Source organism: Shewanella oncorhynchi, assembly GCF_012584455.1.
GTDB classification, from domain to species: Bacteria; Pseudomonadota; Gammaproteobacteria; order Enterobacterales; family Shewanellaceae; genus Shewanella; species Shewanella oncorhynchi.
Genome location: NZ_JABAEB010000016.1, coordinates 18720 through 41515, shown reverse-complemented (window position 1 = coordinate 41515; position 22796 = coordinate 18720). Strand labels below are relative to the sequence as shown.

Genomic DNA, 22796 nt, shown 5'->3' with positions numbered 1-22796 from the left:
CCTTAATGATTCATATAACTCAAAACAGCATGGCAATGACAGAACTCACTCGAAATATGTGTGGGGACACCTAAACTATCGGTACAAAATAATCTGTCTATGCCCGCCTCGCGCAGTACCAACTCGCTGGCCTTATCTTCATAATGTGACACGATCAAAATAACGCTTTGAGCCCCCTTTTGCTTTAATTTGATGGCAAGTTCAATAAAGGTTCTGCCACCCGCGCAAATGTCGTCAACGATTAAACAAGTTTTACCCGACAAGTCATCACAGAACACTTCAGTAGCGATAATATGGCCATTGACCACATCACGATGTTTATCGGCCCTGATCACCGGCATTCCCTGTAACGCTTTAGCTAAGCCGAATACTTTTTTATTCGCCCCCGCATCGGGCGAGACTAACACTAGCTCCCCCGTTAATTGGGCTGCGATCGCTGCGACAAAACTGTGGTTATCTATTACCTGAACTCGGTCTAACAATGCTGCGGTGACATCGCTGTGAGGGTCAAATACAGTGACCGAAGCATATTGCTGCTGATTAATCAGGCTAGCATAGACTTTTACCGACAAGGCCTCACCGGCATTACACACCCTATCTTGGCGAGCGCCCGGCATATAAGGCAGTAGCAAATTAATTTGCTCGGCACCACTGCGACGCAATGCATCAGTTAACAACAAGAGCTGCATGATGGAATGATCGCCCCGATAACTGAAAAAGATCGTTACTCGTTTAGCAGGAGGAACAAGTATTTGAACATGATTCTCCCCCGCACCAAATTGAAATAAACGGTAGTGAGTCTCATCGCTAGCTGCGGGTAACCGATAAAAATCGGCTTGCGAACATTGAGCGTGAGAAGCATCTTGAGACGTTTGAATATGTTGGGACATAGTAACCTCCTGTCTGTGGCAAGATTGCCGAAATTGACGACGCCCTTGTTGTCTACATGAACAATAGTGTCTTAAAGACATTATTGTGTAAAGTTGATTTTTAGACTATTTCAAACGGAGCAACCTGAAATGTTATGCTTAAATGGCATATAGTGTCTTTTAGACACTATTAGTGGGAAAGACAACTAAGAAGCTACAATATGGGTATCGAGTAATACAAGAACCGGAGACATTAAGGCAAAATCAGTAATTAAACAGCCTTTACTGATTCAAAGTCACCATGAATAAGGCATAAGCAGTCGCCGTTACTCATATTGAGCAAGGCGAATATCTTGCTAAAATCCATATTCACTGTGATCAACATTCTAAATTTCTTAAGAAGCGATACGATGCGGTATTGGGTTTCAAGCGGTATAAATTAGCAGGACGACCACGTTCGGTGCGCTTTAATCCCGTATCGATCAATAAATCAGCCTGTTCAACCCGCCGACGAAAAGATTTACCTTGGATAGGCTTGCCCAGTAAAACCTCATGTACATGCTGCAATTCTGGCAAGGTAAAAGGTTCAGACAGTGCAAATCCTGGCACTAAAGAATATAAGGCTTTTTGTGTTAAGCGTTCCCTCGCTTGCTCGATTAACTGCAAATGATCAAACGCCAAGGGCATCTGCAACACATCCGCTAATGGCCACCACTTAACATCACTCACTGAATCAATCTGGATCTGACACGCTTGATAACTCATCAAGGCGGTATAGCACACAGTCACGGACCAGCCTCTTATATCACGACTACGATTGCCCACAGTGCATAGCTGCTCAATATAAGGTGGCACTACTGCGGTTTTCTCATGCAGTTTACGTAATACAGTTTGCTCAAGGGATTGATCGCAATTTTCATCGATAAACCCTCCAGGTAATCCCCATAAACCTAAAAATGGATGATTTGAGCGTTGTACTAAGAGTACTTTAAGTTGCTGATCGTGATAGGTAAACAATACGGCATCCACTGTCAGTAGCTGAGCCTTAAAAACCTTAGGATTGTAATTGGCGAGATATTCCGCTTCAGTCATTGATATTCCCCATCGTTCCAAATCATCAGCTTAACTTAGCATTACATAGCTTCAAACATATTATGTCTTAGCGTCACTAAGTCAATGCTCAGAGGCACAGGATGAGCCACTTTGCCCAAATTTACGCTGATAACGTGGCAACATGGTCTCGTTCCCGAGTAAACCACCTTGGTGGATATACATCACAGGACGAGAGCCACCGCCTTGTAAATATTCCTCAAGCACAATAAAACCTAAGGGATCGTAAAGTAATTCAAACTGCACGCCTGAGGCGCAGACCCGCTGCCACATGGCATAAAATTCGGGATAAAGTTTACCAAAATGATATTTCTTGCCGACATTAACAATATGTGGATGCTCACTGGTATTGGTATTAAGCAACGAAAATTGCAAGCGCAAATAATCATCGCCACCGACAACGGCACAAGTCACGACACGAATATCCGTTTGCTGACGGATAAAATACTGATTTAAAAATAACGCAGTCGTTCCCGTCCCCGAAGGTAAAAACACCGTTAAATCAACCAATCCATTCGCCTTCGCAAACTGTACTATCTCTTGTGCCAATCTATTTATCCCGTATTCGGCGTAAGCACAGCGCCCCCCCTCTGGAATAAAAAGCGCCGTCGGCTCATTCACGAGTACTTGAGCCTCGATATAATCAGGGCAACTCAGTCGCACATCGCCCACTTGCGCAGTAGGGTCAGGCCTAGCCTTAAGATTTGATAAAACGTGAGGTTCAGATTGCGACTGAGTGCACGCCTGCTTTTGTGCTATTAACACACTTAAATCGATAATATTAGCGCCATGCGCTAAAGCGGCAGCGTAATTGCCCGTGGGATGTTTAACCACTTGACTGGCAATATGATCTACATAAAAATCACACTGCCAGCCTTTCATCTTCGCTAATGTTGACAATGAATACAGTGAGTTAGCTAATGGCGAGCCGTGACCTATCACCTTGCTGATGCCTGCAAACTCATGATCTAAAAAATAGCCGAATTTGCGTGCTTTATTGCCACTAAACGCCGGATGCAGTAAATCATCACGTTTTAGGAATATGTCTCTGCCAGCAAAGGCAAATGTATCGACAGGGGAATTTGCAAACATCAAGCTACTCAAACGATTAAATTCTCTGGTTTTTAAACCAGTTAAGGGAAGGCTAGTGTAACTCCGCCCTTCCTGTTACGCCCTTAAGAAATTATCAATTTGGCGAAAAACTAGTGAAAATGACACATGAATCTCGAATACATATAATTAACCCATTGATTATGAATAATTTAAATAGTTGGCATAGTTATCGCTTAGACATTGACATATATTCAATTTATCGAAGCTAACGATAAAGGCTAACAGGGTAAACATAAGGAGCTTTCAATGGCTGTATTACGCTTAATATTCAACATAGCTTGGTTTGTACTCGGCGGATTTGTAATGGGACTCGCTTGGTGGCTCGCAGGTATCCTGTGTTTTATCAGTATCATTGGTATTCCCTTCGGCCGCGCCTGTTTTGTTATCGGCGAAATGACCTTTTGGCCCTTCGGCCAAGAACAAATGAACCGTCGCCACTTAACTGGACGTGAAGACTTGGGCACAGGTGCATTAGGCATGGTAGGAAATATCATTTGGTTCTTACTGTTTGGGATCTGGTTAGCCATAGGGCATTTGGTCCACGCCTTAGCTTGTTTTGTGACGATTATCGGTATTCCCTTTGGGATACAGCATCTTAAGTTAGCTTTACTCAGCCTCACACCGATAGGCCAAACCGTAGTGGCTAAAGCTTAATAAGACAATGTGTTAACTGCGCTATTCACTCTCGATTATTTAGTTTCAAGAGTGGATAGCGCTTTGTCATCCCACACAGCAAATATCGCTTCGTTTAAGGCTATTTCTTCCTCCAATAAATCGTTGCAATCATATTGAGTATTGGCAGGCTCACTATCCACAGAAAACTGCACTTGCGGCTTAGTCGCCCCCACAATTTCCAACAGATAATGCGCCAGTTTTGCGGGTGTATCTATAGCGGCATCGTGACCACAATACGCGAGTACAATCAAATCGGTGTAAAAATGCCGTGCTAACGCCTTACTCGATGCCATACTCACCAGCGCATCACGGTCACCGCAGAGCACAGTTATCGGTACTTCCACTGTCAATGGACATTGGTATTGAAAAGCCGCCCAAAGTTGTCGCCATACATTGCGTCTACTTGGTGTGGTATCGCGGCGAAACTCACTCCACTTGACAATTAAATCTCGGTCTCGCCGATGACGAAAACTGGTTAAACGCACTATAGTCGACTCGATTGGATGTAAAGCGTTACCCCGAGCACGCATGAAAAAAGCCTTCAATGCATTCAGCGGATTAAATCTTTGATACCAATACGATAAATTCGCCGCACTGCTGTTTAATACAAAGGCATGCCTTATCTGCCAAGGTCGCTGGCATGCCATTTCCAACGCCAACATACCGCCCATAGACAAGCCGAGGAGATAAATAGTCTCCCCTTCCTGTACCTGCTCATCTAATTGCTGCCACACGGCATGGGCATAATCAGCAATCTTAAGCGGACTTAATTCGTGGGATAGCGTCCCATTGCCCGGAAGATCCGGTGTCAGCACTCGCAATCCCTTTTGTCGCAGACGCTGATCGAAACCATTCCAATGCCGCTGATCACGCATTAATCCCCTTAATAACACCCAAGTTGTCATGACTGAGACTCCCGATACCAATAATGCCGCGCACGCTCTGTCAGCTCAGTCAAACGTTCAGGTGTTAACTGCTCTAACGATTGGGCATAGGCCGCTTCCATCATAAATTGCATGAGTACTGTATGCCTGCGTAAAATCCTATGGTGACGATGTGTTTTTTGTGGATTAAAAAAGCCAGCAAAATTAAATATTTGTCTAGGATTCTTCTTTATCCATGCCCAAGATCCCATCTCTAATGTCAAAGGTAAAAATGGCACCTGAGCAGAAGGATCAGCCACTTGGTGCTGGCGATAGAGATAATCCCAAATATCACCATGAGTGCGATAAAACTGGCTCTGCGGCGCCAACCGATAATGGCCGTGATGGGGATAACTCTGTTCAAACAATTGTTTTAGATGAAAAATATAATTGGCATTTTCGAAGGCGGTACGGGTATGGGCGTAGGGGAACCAGATATGATCACTCAAGCCAAATCCCGAGTGGGCATCGAGCGAAATCAAACTTGTGCTGCGACTCAACAGTTGTTGTACATAGGCAACTAAACCCGCAGTTTCCAGCTCCATTCCCCCAATACCGCGATACCAGGGCAGCCGTGACGATATACGCTGTCCTCCCACCATAAAGGACACTTTTTCACGGGATTCTATCGGAGCGTTACGCATCAAATCCACTTGATTACCATTGCCCCGCGTTCCCATGAATAACCCAACAGGATTCACTACAGGTACAAAAGCTAACCGCAGGCCCGTTAACATCTGTTGTAGGTGTTTATCCCAAACAAGCCGCTGCAATAAACTGTTTAACAATGCCAAAATAACTTGAGATCCAATACGCTCAACCCCATGCACGCCCCCCACAAAGAGTACTGTCGGACAAGGCGTATCTGTACCACCTAACTCAACACTGTAAAGGGGGAAATGCTCTTGGCGGAATGGAATGTCGGCAAGGATCTGATAATCTAACTTAAGATGATGAGTATCAATGAGTTGCTGCAGCGTATCTAACTCAAATGGAAGCTCAAAAGGAAGTTTCTTCATGTCACCTTAATCAATAAAATGAGAGAACAACTCATGCCGTTAAAGTGATACTAATAGTGAACAAAGACAAAATGATGACAAACTGCATATCAGAAGTGACTGTACGGGGAAATAAGCGGAAAAATAACGAGTAAAACAAAGAATAAACTATCCTAAAACCCTACATTAGTCTTCACTATAAAGTAGCTCTCCAATGATGGTTTCTACGTCAACCTGCGCTAAACCTTGGTCAACAATATCTCGCCAACGCCGTCCCTCTTCTGTATTACGAAACGCGATATAGAGCTGCTTATTCGCCAGAATTTGCCGATTGATTTGCAACTTTGTCGCCAGCGGCTGTAAGGGCTTTTGCTTGAGTAAATAGTGCAGAACGTTGACATCAATCACCGCGGCATCAATCCGACCCGCGGCAACTTTTTTAACATTATGCTCATCCGAAGTCACAGCTTCAGTCTGCTGAACACCGGAAACGATCATGCGATCTAAGGCCTGAGTATTCACATAATCTTTCACCACACCTAAGGTATAGCGATTAAGATCTTCAATATAATTCCAACTTACTGGATGGGACTTTTGCTCCACCAGCCCCAATGGACTTTCGCCAATCGGTTTTGAAAAGATAAACTTTTCAGTTTCTACATAGTATTCAGGAAAATAACCTATGTAGTCAGAGTTCGGCATAGTCGTAAGTTTGACAGCACGGCTCCACGGATAGAAATCCACGTCTAATTGATGTCCCATAACGTTCAGCGCCGCCCGTACCACGGCAATACTGGCACCCTGCTCCGTTAATTGCTCTCCTGAATAAGGCGGCCAAAGTAAAGAAGTGAGCATTAAGGTATCCGCTTTAGCTACGCTCAATCCCATAAAGGAAAGACAATACACAAGGAGCATTGAACGCCATCGAACCATTTAGTACTCCTTTGCCTGCATGGATTTACGACTACATCATCGACAACTTAACGCTTTCGTTTTTATCTGCCGAGATTTTATGACTGGTTAGATTTTATGACTAGTTTTAGTATAGCCATCAAGCCACAGCGGGGAAGTGAAGTTTTATTACAATTAGAATAATGATATTAGCAGCGAAAGCTAACTCAAAGTGCAGCTTGGCTTGATGGTATGACTCGCCGACTTTTTCGTGAGCCAATTAGCTTGTTCGTTTATCTGCTAACCGAAATAGCTAGATAGAATAAAATTCAAGCCGCATTACGCGGCTTGGAAGTCAAATATCAATAGTATTAATCAACTCAAAGCCAAATGACTTAAGCATTAATATCTTCATATAACTCTTGATACATCAGCTCGCGCATTTTGAATTTCTGAATTTTTCCCGTCACTGTCATTGGATACTGATCCACAAACTTGATGTAGCGCGGCACTTTAAAGTAGGCGAATTTCTCGGTGAGAAAATGACGAATATCAGCCTCTGTAATCGCGGCTCCTGAGCGGACTTTGATCCAAGCACACACTTCCTCGCCGTATTTATCGCTTTGAACGCCAAAGACCGCCGCATCCTGCACATCTTTATGGGTGTAAAGTTTCTCTTCAATCTCACGGGGATAAATATTCTCGCCGCCGCGAATAATCATATCTTTAATGCGCCCCACAATTTGCACATAACCTTGCTCATCCATTTGGCCAATATCGCCCGAATGTAGCCAGCCTTGACTGTCTATGGTTGCCGCCGTTTTCTCAGGATCATTCCAATAACACTGCATAATGCAGTAACCGCGACTACAAACTTCACCGGGTTGATTAATTGGCAGCACTTCGCCAAATTCATCGACAATTTTCACTTCGGTATGGGGCAAAGCACGGCCAACGGTGAGCACACGTTTCTCTACGGGTGAGTCGATTTCAGTAATGTGATTGAGCGGACTGCATTCGGTCTGTCCATAACCAATCAGCACTTCCTTCATATACATCAGGTTTTGTACACGTCGCATCACTTCTTCAGGACAAGTTGCCCCCGCCATCACGCCGGTACGTAAGGAACTCAAATCAAAACGAGCAAACTCTGGGTGTTCCAACTCGGCAATAAACATGGTCGGTACACCATGCAAAGCGGTGCAACGCTCTTGCTCAATCACTTGCAATGTCGTCAGTGGATCGAAGGATTCTCCGGGGAACACAGCAGTTGCGCCTTTGGCTAAGCAAACTAAACTGCCGAGTACCATGCCAAAACAATGGTATAAAGGCACTGGAATACAGAGTTTATCGTGACAGGTAAACTTCATCGCCTCTGCGACTAAATAGCCATTATTCAATATGTTATGATGTGATAAGGTCGCACCTTTCGGACTGCCCGTCGTGCCAGAGGTAAACTGGATATTAATCGCATCGTATGGGCTTAATTCCTTAGCAATACTCTTAAGCATTATCCTATCAGCGGCGGTCACATCAACGATCAAGTCATCAAAATTCAACATACCGACGGATTTCTCCGCGCCCATACGGATCACAAATTCAAGCTCAGGTACGGCTTTAGCTTGTAATTTACCCGAGGGGCAAGAAGTTAGCTCAGGCGCCAATTCATATAGCATCTCAAGATAATTGCTGGATTTAAACTTATCAGCACAAATTACCGCGCGACAACCCACGTTACTCAGCGCGTATTGCAACTCTTCAGGACGATACGCAGGATTAATACATACCATGATGGCGCCAATTTTAGCGGTCGCATATTGGGTTAAACACCACTCGATATTGTTAGGCGACCAAATCCCTACCCTATCACCAGACTTAATACCGAGTTTTAATAGTCCTGTGGCGAGCGCATCGATTTGGGCAAGATATTGGCGGTAATTCCAGCGGATATGTTGATGGTGTACGACGACAGCTAATTGGTCGGGATACGTTGCCGCAATCTCATCAAGATATTGACCTATGGTCTTCTCAACGAGTTTCGGTGATGACTCGCCTCTAAACTCGCTAACGTTGAGCGGGCTTATAACTTGGCTTGTAGGAACTGACATTAAGGCCTCCGTGCATTTATTATTATGGTTAGCGAGGTCCAAACTAACCAATCCACGGATCATGTCACAAGTAAAAAAGCACTTTATTAGACTAAAGAGTAAGACAAACTATTAGATAACAATCCATTAAAGCCCAGTGCTAACGGCTGATAAACTCAAAATGAGCACTCGACTTAGGCACATTTAAGCTTTGTAACCGCTCAACAATGGCCAGTAACACCCCTTGGCGACGCATATTTTCTAACACGCCGGGGCTAAAAACCTCGAGTCGCGTCATGGCGGTTAGCAGCAACTTACATTGTGCGATGCTCGCATCACGAATATAGGCAGGTTTATCGACTAAGTAACTGTTGTTATACCAATAGTCCCAAGTGAAATTAGCCAATAACCAACCTTGCGTTGTCAGGTCATTAATAAATTCCAGCATTCGCTCATGACTTAAGATCACATCACCCGCCGTAAAATCCTTAAGATATTTAGTGTATAAGCCACAATCGGATGTCATTGTTGAAGTCCCCATAACACACCTCACAGGTTTTGGTTGCCTCTGCTGCCACAACTTATACGACACCAGTCACAAACCGAGATCGAATTTGACGCTTTGCCTTAGAAACGAGAATTTGCATAAGGCATACCAAATAAGATTACTGTCAACAGGCTAAGCCACGTTATCTGAACGGAAACTTAATCAAACTCACAATATTTGATATGGGTGACGAACTGGGGTATTCGACAAAATTCAGATAAACTCAGCGGTATTGAAGCGCTTAACGGCAACTATGAGTAAAGGAAACAAGATGAACTACTGGCTTATGAAATCGGAACCCGACGAATTTAGCATAGATGATCTTAAGGCTTGCCCTAACCAAACTGAAGCTTGGCATGGGATCCGTAATTATCAGGCGCGTAACTTTATGCGCGATGAGATGCAGATTGGCGACAAGGTATTTTTTTACCATTCAAGCTGCAAAGTGCCCGGTATTGTCGGTATCGCTGAAGTTGTGACCAATGCGTATCCCGACAGCACGGCCTTCGATCCAGAATCGAAGTATTTTGACCCTAAGTCAGATCCAACCAAACCAAGATGGCTACGAGTAGATATCCGCTTTGTCAAAAAATTTAACGAGATTATTCCCTTAAGTTTGATAAAAAGTTTACCCCAACTGGCGGACATGTATTTAGTCTCTAAGGGGTCAAGACTCAGTATCCAACCTGTGACCGCCGAACAATGGCAAGCCGTACTCATGTTAACCCGCTAGAAAGCAATCTTGAACCAGAACGTTCAGCTATAGTTCATTTCGCATCGCCTATTGTTGGCCACATCCAGCATTGGACACAACATCAACTCAATGCCCCTTAGGAGTACAGATGAATAAATTGACCTCAGTGGTAATCACAGGACTTGTCCTCAGCTTAACGATGTCCATCTCAACCTTTGCTAAAGATGACCATGAGCACCACAAAAAGGATAAAAGTCTACCGCCGGGATTACAGAAAAAAGTTGACCAAGGTCAGCCACTGCCACCCGGTTGGCAGAAAAAACTCCACCGTGGTGATGTGCTTGAGCATGATATTTATGATCGCGGCCGCATCGTAGTGCCCTTAGACAGAGATGGCATCATTAGCATTCAAGTCGAAGGTGCACTAATCAAACTCGATAATAACAGCCGTAAAATCCTCGATATCGTCAATATCATTACCGATTAACTTCCCATGGCAAAATGGCATTTATAACTGACACTTTTACAACTACGCCCAGCGCTTATCTGGGCGTTGAGTACTTCTTAATACTGCTTTCATCTATCAAAAAACGTTGTCTGTAAGACAATTTATCATCCCAGTCCTCACTAAATAACGTTCTAACTTACAATAAAGCAACATATTGATATTTATCATATCTTTACTATCTGGCTATTGGTCGTAAATTGGCAAAAATGCTAGACTCATGCAGGGTGAAAAGATATCGAACAGAACAAGATAAGTGTCACCTAAAAATACTCATGCGGCTAAGGCAAAATCTTAATTGAATTCATAGCATCCCGATAATGACCGTAGACTAACGCTGGATTTTTGATAATGGAAAACACCTCACTTCAACGGGTTAAGCAGGCAATTATTGCGGGGTTCTGGGCATCACTCGCCAGTATTTCTGTGGGGTTTCTATTTAAACTCTGGCTAGCACAATGGGTTGCCAAAGCCGATCTAGCGCTCTATCACACAGTGATCGACATTATCTCACTGTCGCTAATCCTAATGACGGGATTTCGCTCCTCTATGGTGGTGACCTACTCCCAGACCAAGCAAGATGTGGATATCACCAATATATTCCGCTACAGCTTGATCGCTATGGTATTACTGACATGGGGCTTAGTTTTACCCTATATCAAGCACAAATTGCATCTTAATGTAGAATATTTTCAATTGGTTGGGATTATTCTGAGTATGGGGCTCAAGGTCTATTTTACCAATCAAATTGCCATGTACCGGCTATATGCCATCTCCAATAGAGTCACTTGGTTAGAGCCGCTCGCACAAGTGACTAGCTTTTTATTATGTTTCTATGGCTTAAAACAAACCGCCATTGCATCACTCTTTTACAGCATGACACTGTCATCGCTCATCGTTGCCTTATATATGTACTTAAAACGGCGCAAAGATATTGCCACTCCGCCCTTAAGTGCAGTGCATTTTGATACGGGTTTACGCAGTTTTATGAAGAAAAGCCTGACGGCGTCCATGGAAGCGGGGGCCAGTATCTTGATGATTTACATCACCGTACTGCTGACTATTGCCTATTTCAGCATAGATGAACTGGGTGATTTCCAAGTGGTGGTGCGGCCGATGATCACTTACCTCACCCTGCTTTTTGTCTTTCCCATCTACCGTTTTGTGCTGCCCGAAGTCGCAGTGTGCGTACGAGAAAAACGCTTTGACGAAGTGCAACAAATTAAGTTGTGGCTGATAAAAGTTTCTTTGTGGATCAGCAGTATTTTTTTTGTCGTTATGGTTTTTGCGAGCAAGCCGTTAGTCGCTTGGTTATTCCCCGAGCAATACATTAAAGCGGCCCCAGTATTAATGCATTTCTCCATGTTTTTTATATTTATGATGCTCAATGGCTACCAGCTAGCTTATATCAAAGCTCATGGCTACTTTACTCAAAGCCTACTTATTCGCCTTGCTGGTATCGCAGTACTGGTCGGTACTTTCTACGCTTACCGCCTGTATACGGAGAATGTCGTCGCGGTGATTTTAGCCTTAGGCACGGGCTATTTGATGATGTATTTTATTTCAAAAATCATAGAGAGAAATATTAAAAATAAATAGAAAATATAAAATAATTTAAAAAACCTTTCATTAAACCCACAACAACATTAATCATTCATTGCCAATAATACTTTATAATGAATTAACCTGGTAAACCTGCAAATAATACTTTCTAACGATTGATATATGATAATTATAAAATAAACAAAAAAAGTAAGCAAAATAACCAAATAAGAAACACTCAGTTACAATTAATATCTCACGAAAAAACAAATAAAATCACAAAAAAAATAATAACCTTTATAATCAACAAATTAAATACCTTCCACCTAAAAACAGCCTATCAAAAAACAATTACATGTTACGAATAACGAATCTCATTGTTTAATTAATGCAAAATAATTAACAAAATTGTTCATCTCACCTTAAATGATTGCCACCAAAATTAACCTAAAAACGCCTACCGTTTGACAATCTCGCAACTTGGAAATAAATATGTGGTTGGAGTTGTTAAGTGCAGCTTCAATTTACAACCATAAATTTAACCAATAAAAAATATAAAGGAGAAATGTATGAACTCTTTGTCACTAACGGCAAAAGCGGTTCGCTACGGTATATTTGCCGCAGCAAGTCTAACAGCTTCCACTTTTGTTCATGCCCAAACTGAAGAACCAACTGAAACATTTGAACGTATTGAAGTTACAGGCTCAAAAATTAAGCGTATTGGTGAACTCACGCCTACACCTGTGACAGTTATATCAGGTGATGGGTTAATTGACGCAGGTGTCGTTAACGTTGCTGATTTGCTGCATAAGATGCCCAACACACTAGTAGGACTATCACCTGAAACAACCAATAATACTGTATTTGCTAGCGGATTAAATAATACAGACTTAAGAGGACTAGGCTCTGACCGTACACTCGTTCTTGTTAATGGTCGTCGATTTGTTGCAGGAGCACCTGGTTCAGGTTCTGTAGATCTTAACAATATACCAACAGCTATGGTTGAACGAATTGAAATCACAACTGGTGGTGCATCAGCAGTATATGGCTCAGATGCTATCGCGGGAGTTGTGAACATTATTACGAAAAAAAGCTTTGATGGCATTTCGGTTGACGTTTCGACTACACAGCCAACAGAAGATGGTGGTGAAGAAAAATATGCTTCAATAACATTTGGTTCAGAAGTAGGTAAAGCTAATTTTGTTACTAACCTTAGTTGGGCTCGTCAGGGGCAATTATCCTTTATGGATAGAGAGTTCCTACGTGAAGCTCCAATTGTTGTACGTAATCAAAATGCAACAGGTCCAGATGACCCACAGTCTGTTGTATGGGGTTATGGTCAACAAGTATTAGCTTCCTATAGTAAAACAGGGACATTTGTTTCAAATGGTACTCGATACTCATTTGATGAAAATGGCAATGTTAGACCAATGCAATTAGGACAAGCTTTACCTCCGCTGACTTCTGGTCGTGTCGATTATCTCGGCGGAGAAGGTTATAACTTCGCAGAAAACTCTTTCATCAAAACGCCATTAGATCGCATTAACTTTTTCTCAGTAATGAGTTATGACATCAATGAAAACCATAAAATGACAATGGAAGCAAGCTTAAGTAAATCAGATGCTTATGGAGAAAGCTCTCCTGCATTTTTAAACTTCAAGTTACATGAAGATAATGGCTTCCTATCACCAGAAGCAGCTGCTTTAGTTGCGGCAGGTGAGCCAAAACCAGGAGCAGGAGTTACTCTTGGTTATCTTGCATCAGACTTTGGTAATCGCAAATACAGTCAAGAAAGAACGACAGCTCGTGTTGCTCTGGGGTTCGAAGGCGAGCTTTCTGAAAAATGGGGCTATGATGCCTATGCGACAGTAGGGCATGTTCAAGCCGACACTGAATGGTACGGTGAAATGTTTGAACAACGCTTCTACGATGCCGTTGATACGATCAAAGATGCCAATGGAGATGTCGTCTGCCGTAGTGAAAGCGCGCGCGATAATGGGTGCCTTCCACTTAATGTATTTGGTCACGGTATTTTCGATAAAGAAGCCTATGATTGGGTTAGCACCGATGCTATTCGCCGTTCATCTATAACTCAATCCGCAGTGGGAGCATCCGTAAGTGGCGATTTATTCGAATTACCTGCAGGTTTTGTATCGAGTGCATTCTCTCTCGAGTATAGAAAAGAGCAGGCAGACACTTTACCAGATCCAGCTATGCGAGAGGGCTTACTGTTCAACAACCAATCTCAGCCACTTAAAGGTGAGTTTGATGTAACGGAAGCTTCTGCAGAATTGTCAATTCCATTACTAAGTGACATTACATTAGTACAAGATTTAACACTGGAAACAGCTTTCCGTTATATGGATTACTCGACATCTGGTTCTGATACTGCTTGGAAAGTAGGCTTAAACTGGGCTGTCTTCGACGATTTGAGAGTTAGATTAAACCGTTCGAAATCTGTTAGAGCTCCCAATATAGGTGACTTGTATAGCCCACCAGGACAAACATTCAGATCTATAAAGGATTATTGCGCTTCTAGCTACCGCAACCAAATAAATCCTGAATATCTAGACAATGTCTTGGCAAACTGTGCGGCACAAGGCATTCCTACCGATTTCGAACCATCTCAAGAGTGGTATGGTTCGACTCGTCCTGGATTTATAGTAGGGAACGAGGACTTACAAAACGAAGTTGCCGATGACATAACTATCGGTTTTGTCTATACCCCAAATTATATTGAAAACCTAAGTTTCACTGTTGATTACTGGAAATTTGACATGGAAAATGTCATTAACAGTTTTGATGGCCCAGATGTTGTAAAGTATTGCTACCAATCAAGCACTCTAGACAACCCATTCTGTCCATTGCTTGAACGTGATCCTGATACGCATGAGATCACCAATTACTATGAAAAACCAGTTAACTCTGCGACCAGCATTACTTCTGGTGTAGATATTGAAGCTAACTATAAGTTTGAAAGTAGCTTTGGTGACTGGGGGATCCGCCTCTTCAGTACTTATCTAGAAGAACGTTCATTTAATTCAACAGGTTTTGCTGAAGATGAAATAAAAGAAACAGGTGAACAAGAGCGGCCACGTTGGCGCCATCGTTTTACGACGGATTACACCTACGGAGATTTCTCTGCAGTACTAACTGCGAACTATCGTAGTAATACAGTTTTAAGTAACGATTGGTCACCAAATCAAAACAACTATAATGATATTCCATCATATATTACATTTGATTTAACCAGTCGCTATAACATCACTGATGCATTACAAGTTCGTGCGGGCATACTCAACATGTTTGATGAAACCCCACCTCGTCAACCGAGTGTATATAACCAAGGTGCTTACTATGACATTCTGGGACAACGTATCACTGTAGGCGTTAACTATAAGTTCTAACCAACGTTACATAAGCTAATTTAAAATCTCCCATTTGAAGTGACATATCATCAATCTCGATATGTCACTTTTTTTACTTTTACATAAAGGCGCCCCATTAAAAATGTTGTGTTAGCGCCCATCGAGCATGCGACCAAGACCTCCGAGTACAGAGCCTTCACCGCGATCACTGCCACCCGCTGATGGGGCATGGGCGATAATGCGATCCGCCATACGTGAGAATGGCAAGCTTTGTAGCCAAACCGTCCCGTGGCCTTTGAGTGTGGCTAAAAACAAACCTTCACCACCAAAGACCATAGACTTTAATGAGCCTGCACGCTCTATGTCGTAATCAATCCCTGAGGTAAATGCAACAAGACAACCTGTGTCAACTCTTAAGGTTTCACCTTTTAGTTCTTTTTTCACTAAGGTGCCCCCCGCATGGATAAACGCCATACCATCGCCCTGTAGACTTTGCAGAATAAACCCTTCACCACCGAAAAATCCGGTACCTAAGCGGCGATTAAATTTCATCGTCACGCGTGTACCTAAAGCCGCAGCCAAAAAACTGTCTTTCTGACAGATAAGCTCACCACCATGTTCGGCCAAGTCGATCGCTAGGATAGTGCCAGGATAAGGGGCGGCAAAAGCGACTTTACGTTTTTGATTGCCTTGGTTGGTAAAGTGAGTCATAAAAATGCTCTCACCCGTCAATGCCCGTTTACCCGCGCCCACCAACTTGCCAAAAAAGCCTGACTCAGGCTCAGAGCCATCGCCCATTTTGGCCTCAAAGCTAATATCTTGCTCTAGGTAATTCATCGCGCCCGCTTCAGCGACCACTGTTTCGTTAGGATCGAGTTCCACTTCAACCAACTGCATACTGTGGCCGATAATTTCATAATCCACTTCATGACAACGTCTAGACATACTGTTCCCCTTAACTGTCAGTTCCTTGTTACTATCCTTTAGATTGACCCCGATGGACGACTCTTTACCTATCGCGGCTCAATTTCACTCTTCATCTCGACCTTAATCTAGATCTTAGCTCAGTCTGAATTTAGGCCTTATTTTAACTCTCAATCTAAGCCTTAATCTGACCTAGGCATTAATCTATGACATAAAATGTCAAAATGCGATTATTTTATGCGGTAACTTGTATCAAAAGATGACAAGCGAAGACTTATCAACCCAAACCCACACCATTAAACTGCTCAGCCTTAGCAAACTCCTCTAATATCAACTCGGTAAAAAGTTGTCCCGCACGCCCTAACGGACGCTCTAAGGTCGAGACGAGCTGTGGAATAAACGTAAAACGACTGCCACCGACGAAGTCGATTTCAACTAATTCACCCTTAGCCAACTCTTCTTGCACTAAAAAGTCCGGCAACCAGCCAAAACCTAAGCCTTTTAACAAGGCGTTCTTTTTCATGATAAAGCCAGAAAGATAAAACACTTTATCACCGCCAAATTGCATTTCATCGCGGTAACTTTTATTGGGTGAAGAGTCTTCGATAGTTAATTCCACATGTTGCTGCAGCTCAGACAAACTAATTTCGCGAATAAAAGACAAAGGATGCGAAGCACTGGCCACCAGTACGCTAGTAATTGCAGGCAAAGGCTGCGGATGATAGTAGGGGCCTGTGCGATAATCTTTCACTAACATCAAGTCGGCATTATCCCGCTCAAATCTGTGTTGTACACCGCCTAAAAATTCCATATTGAGCTGAATTTTAGTGGGGATTTGATGCTCAGCCATACGCTTTAAAGCCGTCATAATTGGCTCCATTGGCAAGGCTCCATCTATCACTAGCTCTAACTTTGGCTCCCAGCCTTCACTGAAACGACTGGCAAGATGTTCAATGTTTGCAAGGTGTTGCAGTAACCTTTGCCCCTCGGCCAAAATCACCCGCCCCTCTTGCGTCAGTTCCGCACGATATTGCTCACGACTAAAAAGTTGCACACCTAAGTGCTCTTCTAACTTTTTAACTTGATAACTCACCGCCGATTGCGCCTTGTGTAATCGCTCCGCCGCCTTGGCAAAACTGCCCTCTTCCACCAGCACTTGCAGCACATTAAAAGCATCAATATCGATGCGCATGGTCACTCCTTGGCTCTAATGAACATGTCACGGAAACACTACGATTCGTAAAGATTAGAATACCATCTAATTTTTAGATTGAGATAACGGATTTATTATTCTTTTTTTTGTTCATTCAAGCAACTAAATTGATAACAAGATCACATAACCATAACGACAAGCGAAGTAGAGCTAATCTCACGCCGCTGTAAAAACCAAGGATCCTCCATGCCATTTTATGTGAAACAAGGCCAGATTCCCCATAAGCGCCATATCGCATTTGAAAAGGAAAACGGCGAGCTTTACCGTGAAGAGTTGTTCTCAACCCATGGTTTTTCCAATATTTATTCCAATAAATATCACCACAACATGCCAACCAAAGCATTGGAAGTGACGCCCTACAGCCTAGGCCATGGTGCCAATTGGGAAGACTCGCTGGTCCAAAACTATAAACTCGATTCCCGCGATGCCGACCGTGAAGGTAATTTTTTCAGCGCCCGTAACAAGATTTTTTATAACAATGACTTAGCACTGTATACCGCCAAAGTCACCGCAGATACCGACGAGTTTTACCGTAACGCCTATGCCGATGAAGTGGTTTTTGTCCACGAAGGCGAAGGCACACTCTACAGCGAGTACGGCACGATTAAGGTCCAAAAGTGGGACTATCTCGTGATCCCACGTGGTACCACTTATCAGCTTAAATTCAACGATTACAGCAATGTGCGACTTTTCGTCATCGAGTCATTCTCTATGGTGGAAGTGCCTAAGCATTTCCGTAACGAGTATGGTCAACTATTAGAATCGGCACCTTACTGCGAGCGCGATTTGCGCGTGCCCACATTGCAAGATGCTGTGGTTAAGCGCGGCGCCTTCCCCTTAGTGTGTAAGTTTGGCGATAAGTACCAACTCACCACGCTCGAATGGCATCCCTTTGATTTAGTGGGTTGGGATGGCTGCGTTTATCCTTGGGCATTCAACATCACCGAATACGCACCAAAGGTAGGCAAAATCCATCTCCCCCCTTCTGATCACTTAGTCTTTACCGCCCATAACTTTGTGATTTGTAACTTCGTGCCGCGCCCCTACGATTTCCACCCTAAATCGATTCCGGCGCCTTATTACCACAACAACATAGATAGCGACGAAGTCTTGTATTACGTCGATGGCGACTTTATGAGCCGCACGGGCATTGAAGCGGGTTACATGACCTTACATCAAAAAGGTGTGGCCCACGGACCACAACCGGGCCGCACTGAAGCCTCGATTGGCAAAAAAGAAACCTATGAATATGCAGTGATGGTGGACACGTTCGCCCCACTGAAATTAACCGAACATGTACAAAATTGCATGAGCAAAGACTACAACCGCTCTTGGCTAGAAGACTAGCCCCAAGCCACCAGCACTCCCATGCGGGAGTCATTAGAGTGACGGCGTGTTGCACTAAAATAACGAGGAAAACAACATGGCAAGCGAACTAAATCCACTGGGCCTATTAGGTATCGAATTCACTGAATTCGCCAGCCCTGATACTGATTTTATGCACAAAGTCTTTATCGACTTTGGTTTTTCTCTGCTGAAAAAAGCCAAGAACAAAGACATCCTGTACTACAAACAGAATGACATTAATTTTCTGCTCAACACTGAGCGCGAAGGTTTCTCAGCTAAGTTTGCTAAATCCCACGGCCCAGCCATTTGTTCTATGGGCTGGCGTGTAGAAGATGCCGGCTTTGCCTATCGCGTTGCCGTTGAACGTGGTGCAAAACCCGCCGATGATGCCAACAAAGATCTGCCTTATCCTGCGATTTACGGCATTGGCGACAGCTTAATTTATTTCATCGACACCTTTGGCGCAGATAACAATATCTATGCCGCTGATTTTGAAGATTTAGACGAGCAAATTATCACCCAAGAGAAAGGCTTTATCGAGGTCGATCACTTAACCAACAACGTCTACAAAGGCACAATGGAACATTGGGCTAACTTCTATAAAAATATTTTTGGTTTTACTGAAGTGCGCTACTTTGACATCAGCGGCGTACAAACCGCGCTAGTGTCCTACGCCCTGCGTTCGCCCGATGGCAGCTTCTGTATCCCGATTAACGAAGGTAAAGGCAGCGATAAAAACCAAATTGATGAATATCTGAAGGAATACAATGGCCCAGGTGTGCAACATTTAGCCTTTAGAAGCCGCGATATCGTAAAATCTCTGGATGCGATGGAAGGCAGCTCAATCCAATGCTTAGACATCATCCCTGAATACTACGACACCATTTTCGACAAGTTGCCTCAAGTGACTGAGAATCGTGAGCGCATCAAACATCACCAAATTTTGGTGGATGGTGATGATACAGGCTATTTATTGCAAATATTTACTAAAAACCTGTTTGGACCGATTTTCATCGAAATCATCCAACGTAAGAATAACTTAGGTTTTGGTGAAGGCAACTTTACGGCCCTGTTTGAATCAATTGAACGGGACCAAATGCGCCGCGGCGTACTGTAAGTATTCATCCTGCTAATAAAAAACGGTACGCACTGCGTACCGTTTTTCTTTCTACGAATATCTACATCGCCATCTAAATCACCATCAGCTTTGACACCAATCACTCGGCTTTAACTTTCCTGCACTAGTCCACATCGATAGGTTTGATAACCTTACAAGGGTTCCCCGCCGCCACGCAGTTCGCCGGAATACTCTTATTCACGACACTACCAGCACCAATGACACAATTATCGCCAATGGTCACACCGGGCAGTACAGAGACGTTTCCACCTAGCCAGACATTATTGCCGATTTGAATTGGCGCGCCGTATTCCGTCGTTTGCCGCGCAATGGGATTAATAGGATGCGTTGCGGTAGAAATCATCACATGGGGACCAAACATCACATTATCGCCAATCGAGACTGAGCAAACATCTAATATGGTTAGATTATGATTGGCGTAAAATTGTTTGCCAATATGGATGTTATAGCCGTAATCGCAAAAGAAATTAGGCTCAATATGGGCGCAGTGTTGAATATCAAGCAGGCCACGAAGATGCTCCATTCGGGCATCAAGTAAAGTCGGTTCGGCCAGATTAAACTGATGACAAATGGATTTCGCCCGCATCCGCTCAGCCAATAACTCATCATCCCAAGCCTTATAGGGCTGGCCCGCCAACATTTTTTGTTTCTCAGTCATCGTATTGTCAACATTCCGTCCATGATGACCTAACCCTAACAATCGATTGATTAAAGTTCAAGAACTGCCTCATATGCTCTTGAATGAACTACCCGTCTTGCTGACAGAACATTTAGCTAACAGCCAATGTGAGTCACATTCAAACATTCAATCTCAATCGAGACAAAGGTCATTGACTTTGTTCGTCATCACAATAGAGTTCTGCAAATAAATACACTAGACACAAACTGTTCAGCGGCATGACCGGATTTGTCCAAATCATCCGGCTGTGGCGCCCTGCTTCACCGAAGATTTCAAGCAATAAATCCGAAGCCCCATCGAGTGCTTTAGGATGTTCAAAGCAAGATTGATGCACATTTAGCACCCCTTCCAAGCGGTAAATTTGTTTTATCCGCGAAAGCTCACCGCAAGCCTGTTTCAATTGGGCAATAGCATTTAGGGTCGCAAGACGACAGGCAGCGTAGCCTTCGCTCACAGTATGATCTGCGCCCAATTGTCCTTGATACTGAAGCTCGCCCTCTAAATAGGGAAACTGACCCGAGGTCATTAACTGACTGCCAACAATTGAATAGGGTTCATAATTTCCAAGAGCCGCAGCAACCTCAGGTAGTTCAAGCCCTGCCGCCACTAGCCGCGATTCAGGTGTGATCATCATAATGTCACCCCCTGAGATGAGGCATTCGCAGGATTAAGCAGCGGGGCTAACCAAGTAGTCAAATGTTGAGGATTGACTGTCAGCCAGTTCGCAGCGGCCTCATCTTCCGTCATTCCTTGTCGATTAACCGCATAATCGAGTTCTGCAACCATTTGATTCGATAATACTATGTTATCAAGCACCTGAATTTGTGCGGGCGAGAAATTAACCGCTAACTCGCGTTCACGGGCGAGCAATACCGCTTTATCTTTTCCCCCGAGTAAACCTTTAGGGTCCTGAAGATCGCGAATACCGTATTGATGGTGTAAAAATTGTGGATGCCACAAAGGAACGATCACCCAATCGTTTACCGCTACGGCAGACTCAAAAGCGGCGACACAGTCAGCCTGAGTGCCTGTTCTAAATTGATAACCCGCCGCCGTTAATCCATATTGCGTCATAATATTTTTAGAAAATCGCGTGATCCCCGCCCCCTCACCAATCCCTTGAATGATGGGCCGCATACGTTGCTGCACGTCAGGTTTGAGTAAATCCTCAATGCTCGACACTTGCTCAGCAGGCACATAATCGGGTACGCCCCAGAGCGCATAGGGCTCATAATGTAGCCCGAGTTGCCGCGTAGCAACTCGCTCTTCGACACCTTGTCGATAAATCCCATGGCTATGGGGCAGCCATGCTGAACACAGCATATCCACTTTGCCTTCACCTAGCTGCTCAAAATTAGCCTCGTGCAATGCATAGCTTCGTTGCACCTCTTTGCCCATAATCCCTATCACATGGGCCACCACAGCGGCGGTGACACGATGAAAACTTAAGTCCGTCACTCCCATGCGAATCATCGGCTTACCCTGTGAGCTCTCCATATTTGTACTCTTATTCAATGAATTCATACCTATCGCACCTCGAGGAAATAATGCCAATGATGCCAAACTGCCCAATCCCAGCGTTTGCAATAATTGCCGCCTGCTGTGATTAATCTCCGCCATGTTCAGTCTCCTTGGTGTCTAAAATAGTGAGCCTATCCATCACAATTCCTACGATGGCGTTGTCCTTTGCATAGGGGAATATCATCTCTACTTTGATGCCATTCGGATCTTCAAGAAACAACTGATGTTCACCAATCTCAGGCACAATTCGTTCCTGAAAAATCATCCTCTGCTGGCATAAATGCTGCTGCATCTGGTGTAAATCCGTGCCACGAAACGACAAATGGTCAACACGTCCCGAGCCATAAATATTTCTGCTTTCCCCTAAGTAGGCATCTAGCGCTTGATCGCCCGCTTCCACCAAATGCAAAATGGGCTTATTTGAGGCATAGAGCCAATGTCCAGGAAAACCAAACTGTGGCCGCCAACCTAATTTCAATCCAAGGATAACTTGATAAAACAACAGCGTTTCAACCAGTTTGGGCGTTCTGATGGTAAAGTGATCCAATCCGATTATGTTCATATTGTCATCCTCTGGCAGTACTGACTCGGTATAACCAAGTGCGAATCCAAACCGTTTTAATCCGCAAAAATCGTGTGAATAAATTCAGTT

Annotated in this window: 21 protein-coding genes; 7 read left to right on the top strand and 14 right to left on the bottom strand. The window is 43.7% G+C overall.

Features of this window, described 5'->3' with window-relative positions:
* Positions 1-2: 2 nt before the first annotated feature.
* The 3 genes from prs to HGO26_RS19910 all read right to left on the bottom strand — a co-directional run bounded on the left by prs (position 3) and on the right by HGO26_RS19910 (position 3071).
* On the bottom strand, positions 3-890 hold the full coding sequence (gene prs / locus HGO26_RS19920; protein WP_168827418.1) for a ribose-phosphate diphosphokinase: 888 nt from the start codon (positions 888-890) through the stop codon (positions 3-5).
* Positions 891-1247: 357 nt separating this feature from the next.
* A complete protein-coding gene (locus HGO26_RS19915) occupies positions 1248-1961 on the bottom strand; it encodes an NrtR DNA-binding winged helix domain-containing protein (RefSeq protein ID WP_168827417.1) in 714 nt (237 codons plus the stop codon).
* Positions 1962-2042: 81 nt separating this feature from the next.
* Positions 2043-3071 (bottom strand): pyridoxal-phosphate dependent enzyme, encoded by a 1029-nt coding sequence (locus HGO26_RS19910; protein WP_168827416.1) that lies wholly within the window; start codon positions 3069-3071, stop codon positions 2043-2045.
* A 267-nt stretch (positions 3072-3338) separates the two neighbouring features.
* Between HGO26_RS19910 and HGO26_RS19905 the strand changes: the two genes are divergently transcribed.
* On the top strand, positions 3339-3746 hold the full coding sequence (locus HGO26_RS19905; RefSeq protein ID WP_028759602.1) for a YccF domain-containing protein: 408 nt from the start codon (positions 3339-3341) through the stop codon (positions 3744-3746).
* Between the two features lie 35 nt (positions 3747-3781).
* Here HGO26_RS19905 and HGO26_RS19900 read toward each other — a convergent pair whose 3' ends face one another.
* From HGO26_RS19900 to HGO26_RS19880, 5 genes are all read right to left on the bottom strand, one after another.
* Entirely contained in the window at positions 3782-4672 is an 891-nt protein-coding gene (locus tag HGO26_RS19900) for an alpha/beta fold hydrolase (RefSeq protein WP_168827415.1), read from the bottom strand.
* Positions 4669-5709, bottom strand: a complete 1041-nt coding sequence (locus HGO26_RS19895; RefSeq protein ID WP_168827414.1) for a M14 family metallopeptidase — start codon at positions 5707-5709, stop codon at positions 4669-4671. Before HGO26_RS19895 ends, HGO26_RS19900 begins: the two co-directional genes overlap by 4 nt.
* Positions 5710-5874: 165 nt before the next feature.
* Positions 5875-6621 carry a substrate-binding periplasmic protein gene (locus HGO26_RS19890; RefSeq protein ID WP_168827413.1) on the bottom strand — a complete coding sequence of 249 codons (747 nt, stop codon included), beginning with the start codon at positions 6619-6621 and terminating at the stop codon, positions 5875-5877.
* A gap of 353 nt (positions 6622-6974) precedes the next feature.
* Positions 6975-8687, bottom strand: a complete 1713-nt coding sequence (locus HGO26_RS19885; RefSeq protein ID WP_168827412.1) for an AMP-binding protein — start codon at positions 8685-8687, stop codon at positions 6975-6977.
* A gap of 139 nt (positions 8688-8826) precedes the next feature.
* Complete coding sequence (locus tag HGO26_RS19880) at positions 8827-9207, bottom strand: DUF6508 domain-containing protein (RefSeq protein ID WP_168827411.1); 381 nt, start codon at positions 9205-9207, stop codon at positions 8827-8829.
* 277 nt (positions 9208-9484) lie between these two features.
* On the opposite strand from HGO26_RS19880, the gene HGO26_RS19875 reads away from it, so the two are divergent.
* From HGO26_RS19875 to HGO26_RS19860, 4 genes are all read left to right on the top strand, one after another.
* The gene (locus HGO26_RS19875) at positions 9485-9946 is read left to right on the top strand and encodes an EVE domain-containing protein (RefSeq protein ID WP_028759596.1); all 462 of its coding nucleotides are present in this window, start codon (positions 9485-9487) and stop codon (positions 9944-9946) included.
* A 109-nt stretch (positions 9947-10055) separates the two neighbouring features.
* On the top strand, positions 10056-10394 hold the full coding sequence (locus HGO26_RS19870; RefSeq protein ID WP_168827409.1) for a hypothetical protein: 339 nt from the start codon (positions 10056-10058) through the stop codon (positions 10392-10394).
* A 369-nt stretch (positions 10395-10763) separates the two neighbouring features.
* On the top strand, positions 10764-12011 hold the full coding sequence (locus tag HGO26_RS19865; protein WP_168827407.1) for an MATE family efflux transporter: 1248 nt from the start codon (positions 10764-10766) through the stop codon (positions 12009-12011).
* A 512-nt stretch (positions 12012-12523) separates the two neighbouring features.
* On the top strand, positions 12524-15361 hold the full coding sequence (locus tag HGO26_RS19860; RefSeq protein ID WP_168827405.1) for a TonB-dependent receptor plug domain-containing protein: 2838 nt from the start codon (positions 12524-12526) through the stop codon (positions 15359-15361).
* A 111-nt stretch (positions 15362-15472) separates the two neighbouring features.
* Here the strand turns inward: HGO26_RS19860 and HGO26_RS19855 are convergent, their stop codons facing one another.
* Both HGO26_RS19855 and HGO26_RS19850 read right to left on the bottom strand, forming a co-directional pair.
* Complete coding sequence (locus tag HGO26_RS19855) at positions 15473-16267, bottom strand: TIGR00266 family protein (protein WP_113940919.1); 795 nt, start codon at positions 16265-16267, stop codon at positions 15473-15475.
* 256 nt (positions 16268-16523) lie between these two features.
* A complete protein-coding gene (locus HGO26_RS19850) occupies positions 16524-17438 on the bottom strand; it encodes a LysR family transcriptional regulator (RefSeq protein ID WP_115334369.1) in 915 nt (304 codons plus the stop codon).
* Between the two features lie 207 nt (positions 17439-17645).
* On the opposite strand from HGO26_RS19850, the gene HGO26_RS19845 reads away from it, so the two are divergent.
* Entirely contained in the window at positions 17646-18806 is a 1161-nt protein-coding gene (locus HGO26_RS19845) for a homogentisate 1,2-dioxygenase (RefSeq protein ID WP_168827403.1), read from the top strand.
* A 76-nt stretch (positions 18807-18882) separates the two neighbouring features.
* Positions 18883-19923, top strand: a complete 1041-nt coding sequence (gene hppD / locus HGO26_RS19840) for a 4-hydroxyphenylpyruvate dioxygenase (RefSeq protein WP_028759590.1) — start codon at positions 18883-18885, stop codon at positions 19921-19923.
* A 124-nt stretch (positions 19924-20047) separates the two neighbouring features.
* Here the strand turns inward: hppD and HGO26_RS19835 are convergent, their stop codons facing one another.
* The 4 genes from HGO26_RS19835 to HGO26_RS19820 form a co-directional block, all read right to left on the bottom strand.
* Positions 20048-20602 (bottom strand): sugar O-acetyltransferase, encoded by a 555-nt coding sequence (locus HGO26_RS19835; protein ID WP_131525027.1) that lies wholly within the window; start codon positions 20600-20602, stop codon positions 20048-20050.
* Positions 20603-20771: 169 nt separating this feature from the next.
* A complete protein-coding gene (locus HGO26_RS19830; RefSeq protein ID WP_168827401.1) occupies positions 20772-21257 on the bottom strand; it encodes an Atu1372/SO_1960 family protein in 486 nt (161 codons plus the stop codon).
* Positions 21254-22243, bottom strand: a complete 990-nt coding sequence (locus HGO26_RS19825; RefSeq protein ID WP_247651597.1) for a glycine betaine ABC transporter substrate-binding protein — start codon at positions 22241-22243, stop codon at positions 21254-21256. The genes HGO26_RS19830 and HGO26_RS19825 overlap by 4 nt, the downstream gene beginning before the upstream one ends.
* Entirely contained in the window at positions 22230-22706 is a 477-nt protein-coding gene (locus tag HGO26_RS19820) for a VOC family protein (RefSeq protein ID WP_168827399.1), read from the bottom strand. Before HGO26_RS19820 ends, HGO26_RS19825 begins: the two co-directional genes overlap by 14 nt.
* Between the last annotated feature and the right edge of the window lie 90 nt (positions 22707-22796).

Excerpts from the sequence above, each read along its gene's own strand:
- HGO26_RS19875 (WP_028759596.1), top strand. The coding sequence starts at position 9,485 with ATGAACTACTGGCTTATGAAATCGGAACCCGACGAATTTAGCATAGAT.
- HGO26_RS19895 (WP_168827414.1), bottom strand. The coding sequence starts at position 5,709 with ATGAAGAAACTTCCTTTTGAGCTTCCATTTGAGTTAGATACGCTGCAG.
- HGO26_RS19900 (WP_168827415.1), bottom strand. The coding sequence starts at position 4,672 with ATGACAACTTGGGTGTTATTAAGGGGATTAATGCGTGATCAGCGGCAT.
- HGO26_RS19880 (WP_168827411.1), bottom strand. The coding sequence starts at position 9,207 with ATGGGGACTTCAACAATGACATCCGATTGTGGCTTATACACTAAATAT.
- HGO26_RS19885 (WP_168827412.1), bottom strand. The coding sequence starts at position 8,687 with ATGTCAGTTCCTACAAGCCAAGTTATAAGCCCGCTCAACGTTAGCGAG.
- hppD (WP_028759590.1), top strand. The coding sequence starts at position 18,883 with ATGGCAAGCGAACTAAATCCACTGGGCCTATTAGGTATCGAATTCACT.
- HGO26_RS19830 (WP_168827401.1), bottom strand. The coding sequence starts at position 21,257 with ATGATGATCACACCTGAATCGCGGCTAGTGGCGGCAGGGCTTGAACTA.
- prs (WP_168827418.1), bottom strand. The coding sequence starts at position 890 with ATGTCCCAACATATTCAAACGTCTCAAGATGCTTCTCACGCTCAATGT.
- HGO26_RS19910 (WP_168827416.1), bottom strand. The coding sequence starts at position 3,071 with ATGTTTGCAAATTCCCCTGTCGATACATTTGCCTTTGCTGGCAGAGAC.
- HGO26_RS19915 (WP_168827417.1), bottom strand. The coding sequence starts at position 1,961 with ATGACTGAAGCGGAATATCTCGCCAATTACAATCCTAAGGTTTTTAAG.
- HGO26_RS19905 (WP_028759602.1), top strand. The coding sequence starts at position 3,339 with ATGGCTGTATTACGCTTAATATTCAACATAGCTTGGTTTGTACTCGGC.
- HGO26_RS19870 (WP_168827409.1), top strand. The coding sequence starts at position 10,056 with ATGAATAAATTGACCTCAGTGGTAATCACAGGACTTGTCCTCAGCTTA.
- HGO26_RS19835 (WP_131525027.1), bottom strand. The coding sequence starts at position 20,602 with ATGACTGAGAAACAAAAAATGTTGGCGGGCCAGCCCTATAAGGCTTGG.
- HGO26_RS19845 (WP_168827403.1), top strand. The coding sequence starts at position 17,646 with ATGCCATTTTATGTGAAACAAGGCCAGATTCCCCATAAGCGCCATATC.
- HGO26_RS19865 (WP_168827407.1), top strand. The coding sequence starts at position 10,764 with ATGGAAAACACCTCACTTCAACGGGTTAAGCAGGCAATTATTGCGGGG.
- HGO26_RS19820 (WP_168827399.1), bottom strand. The coding sequence starts at position 22,706 with ATGAACATAATCGGATTGGATCACTTTACCATCAGAACGCCCAAACTG.
- HGO26_RS19855 (WP_113940919.1), bottom strand. The coding sequence starts at position 16,267 with ATGTCTAGACGTTGTCATGAAGTGGATTATGAAATTATCGGCCACAGT.
- HGO26_RS19850 (WP_115334369.1), bottom strand. The coding sequence starts at position 17,438 with ATGCGCATCGATATTGATGCTTTTAATGTGCTGCAAGTGCTGGTGGAA.
- HGO26_RS19890 (WP_168827413.1), bottom strand. The coding sequence starts at position 6,621 with ATGGTTCGATGGCGTTCAATGCTCCTTGTGTATTGTCTTTCCTTTATG.
- HGO26_RS19825 (WP_247651597.1), bottom strand. The coding sequence starts at position 22,243 with ATGGCGGAGATTAATCACAGCAGGCGGCAATTATTGCAAACGCTGGGA.
- HGO26_RS19860 (WP_168827405.1), top strand. The coding sequence starts at position 12,524 with ATGAACTCTTTGTCACTAACGGCAAAAGCGGTTCGCTACGGTATATTT.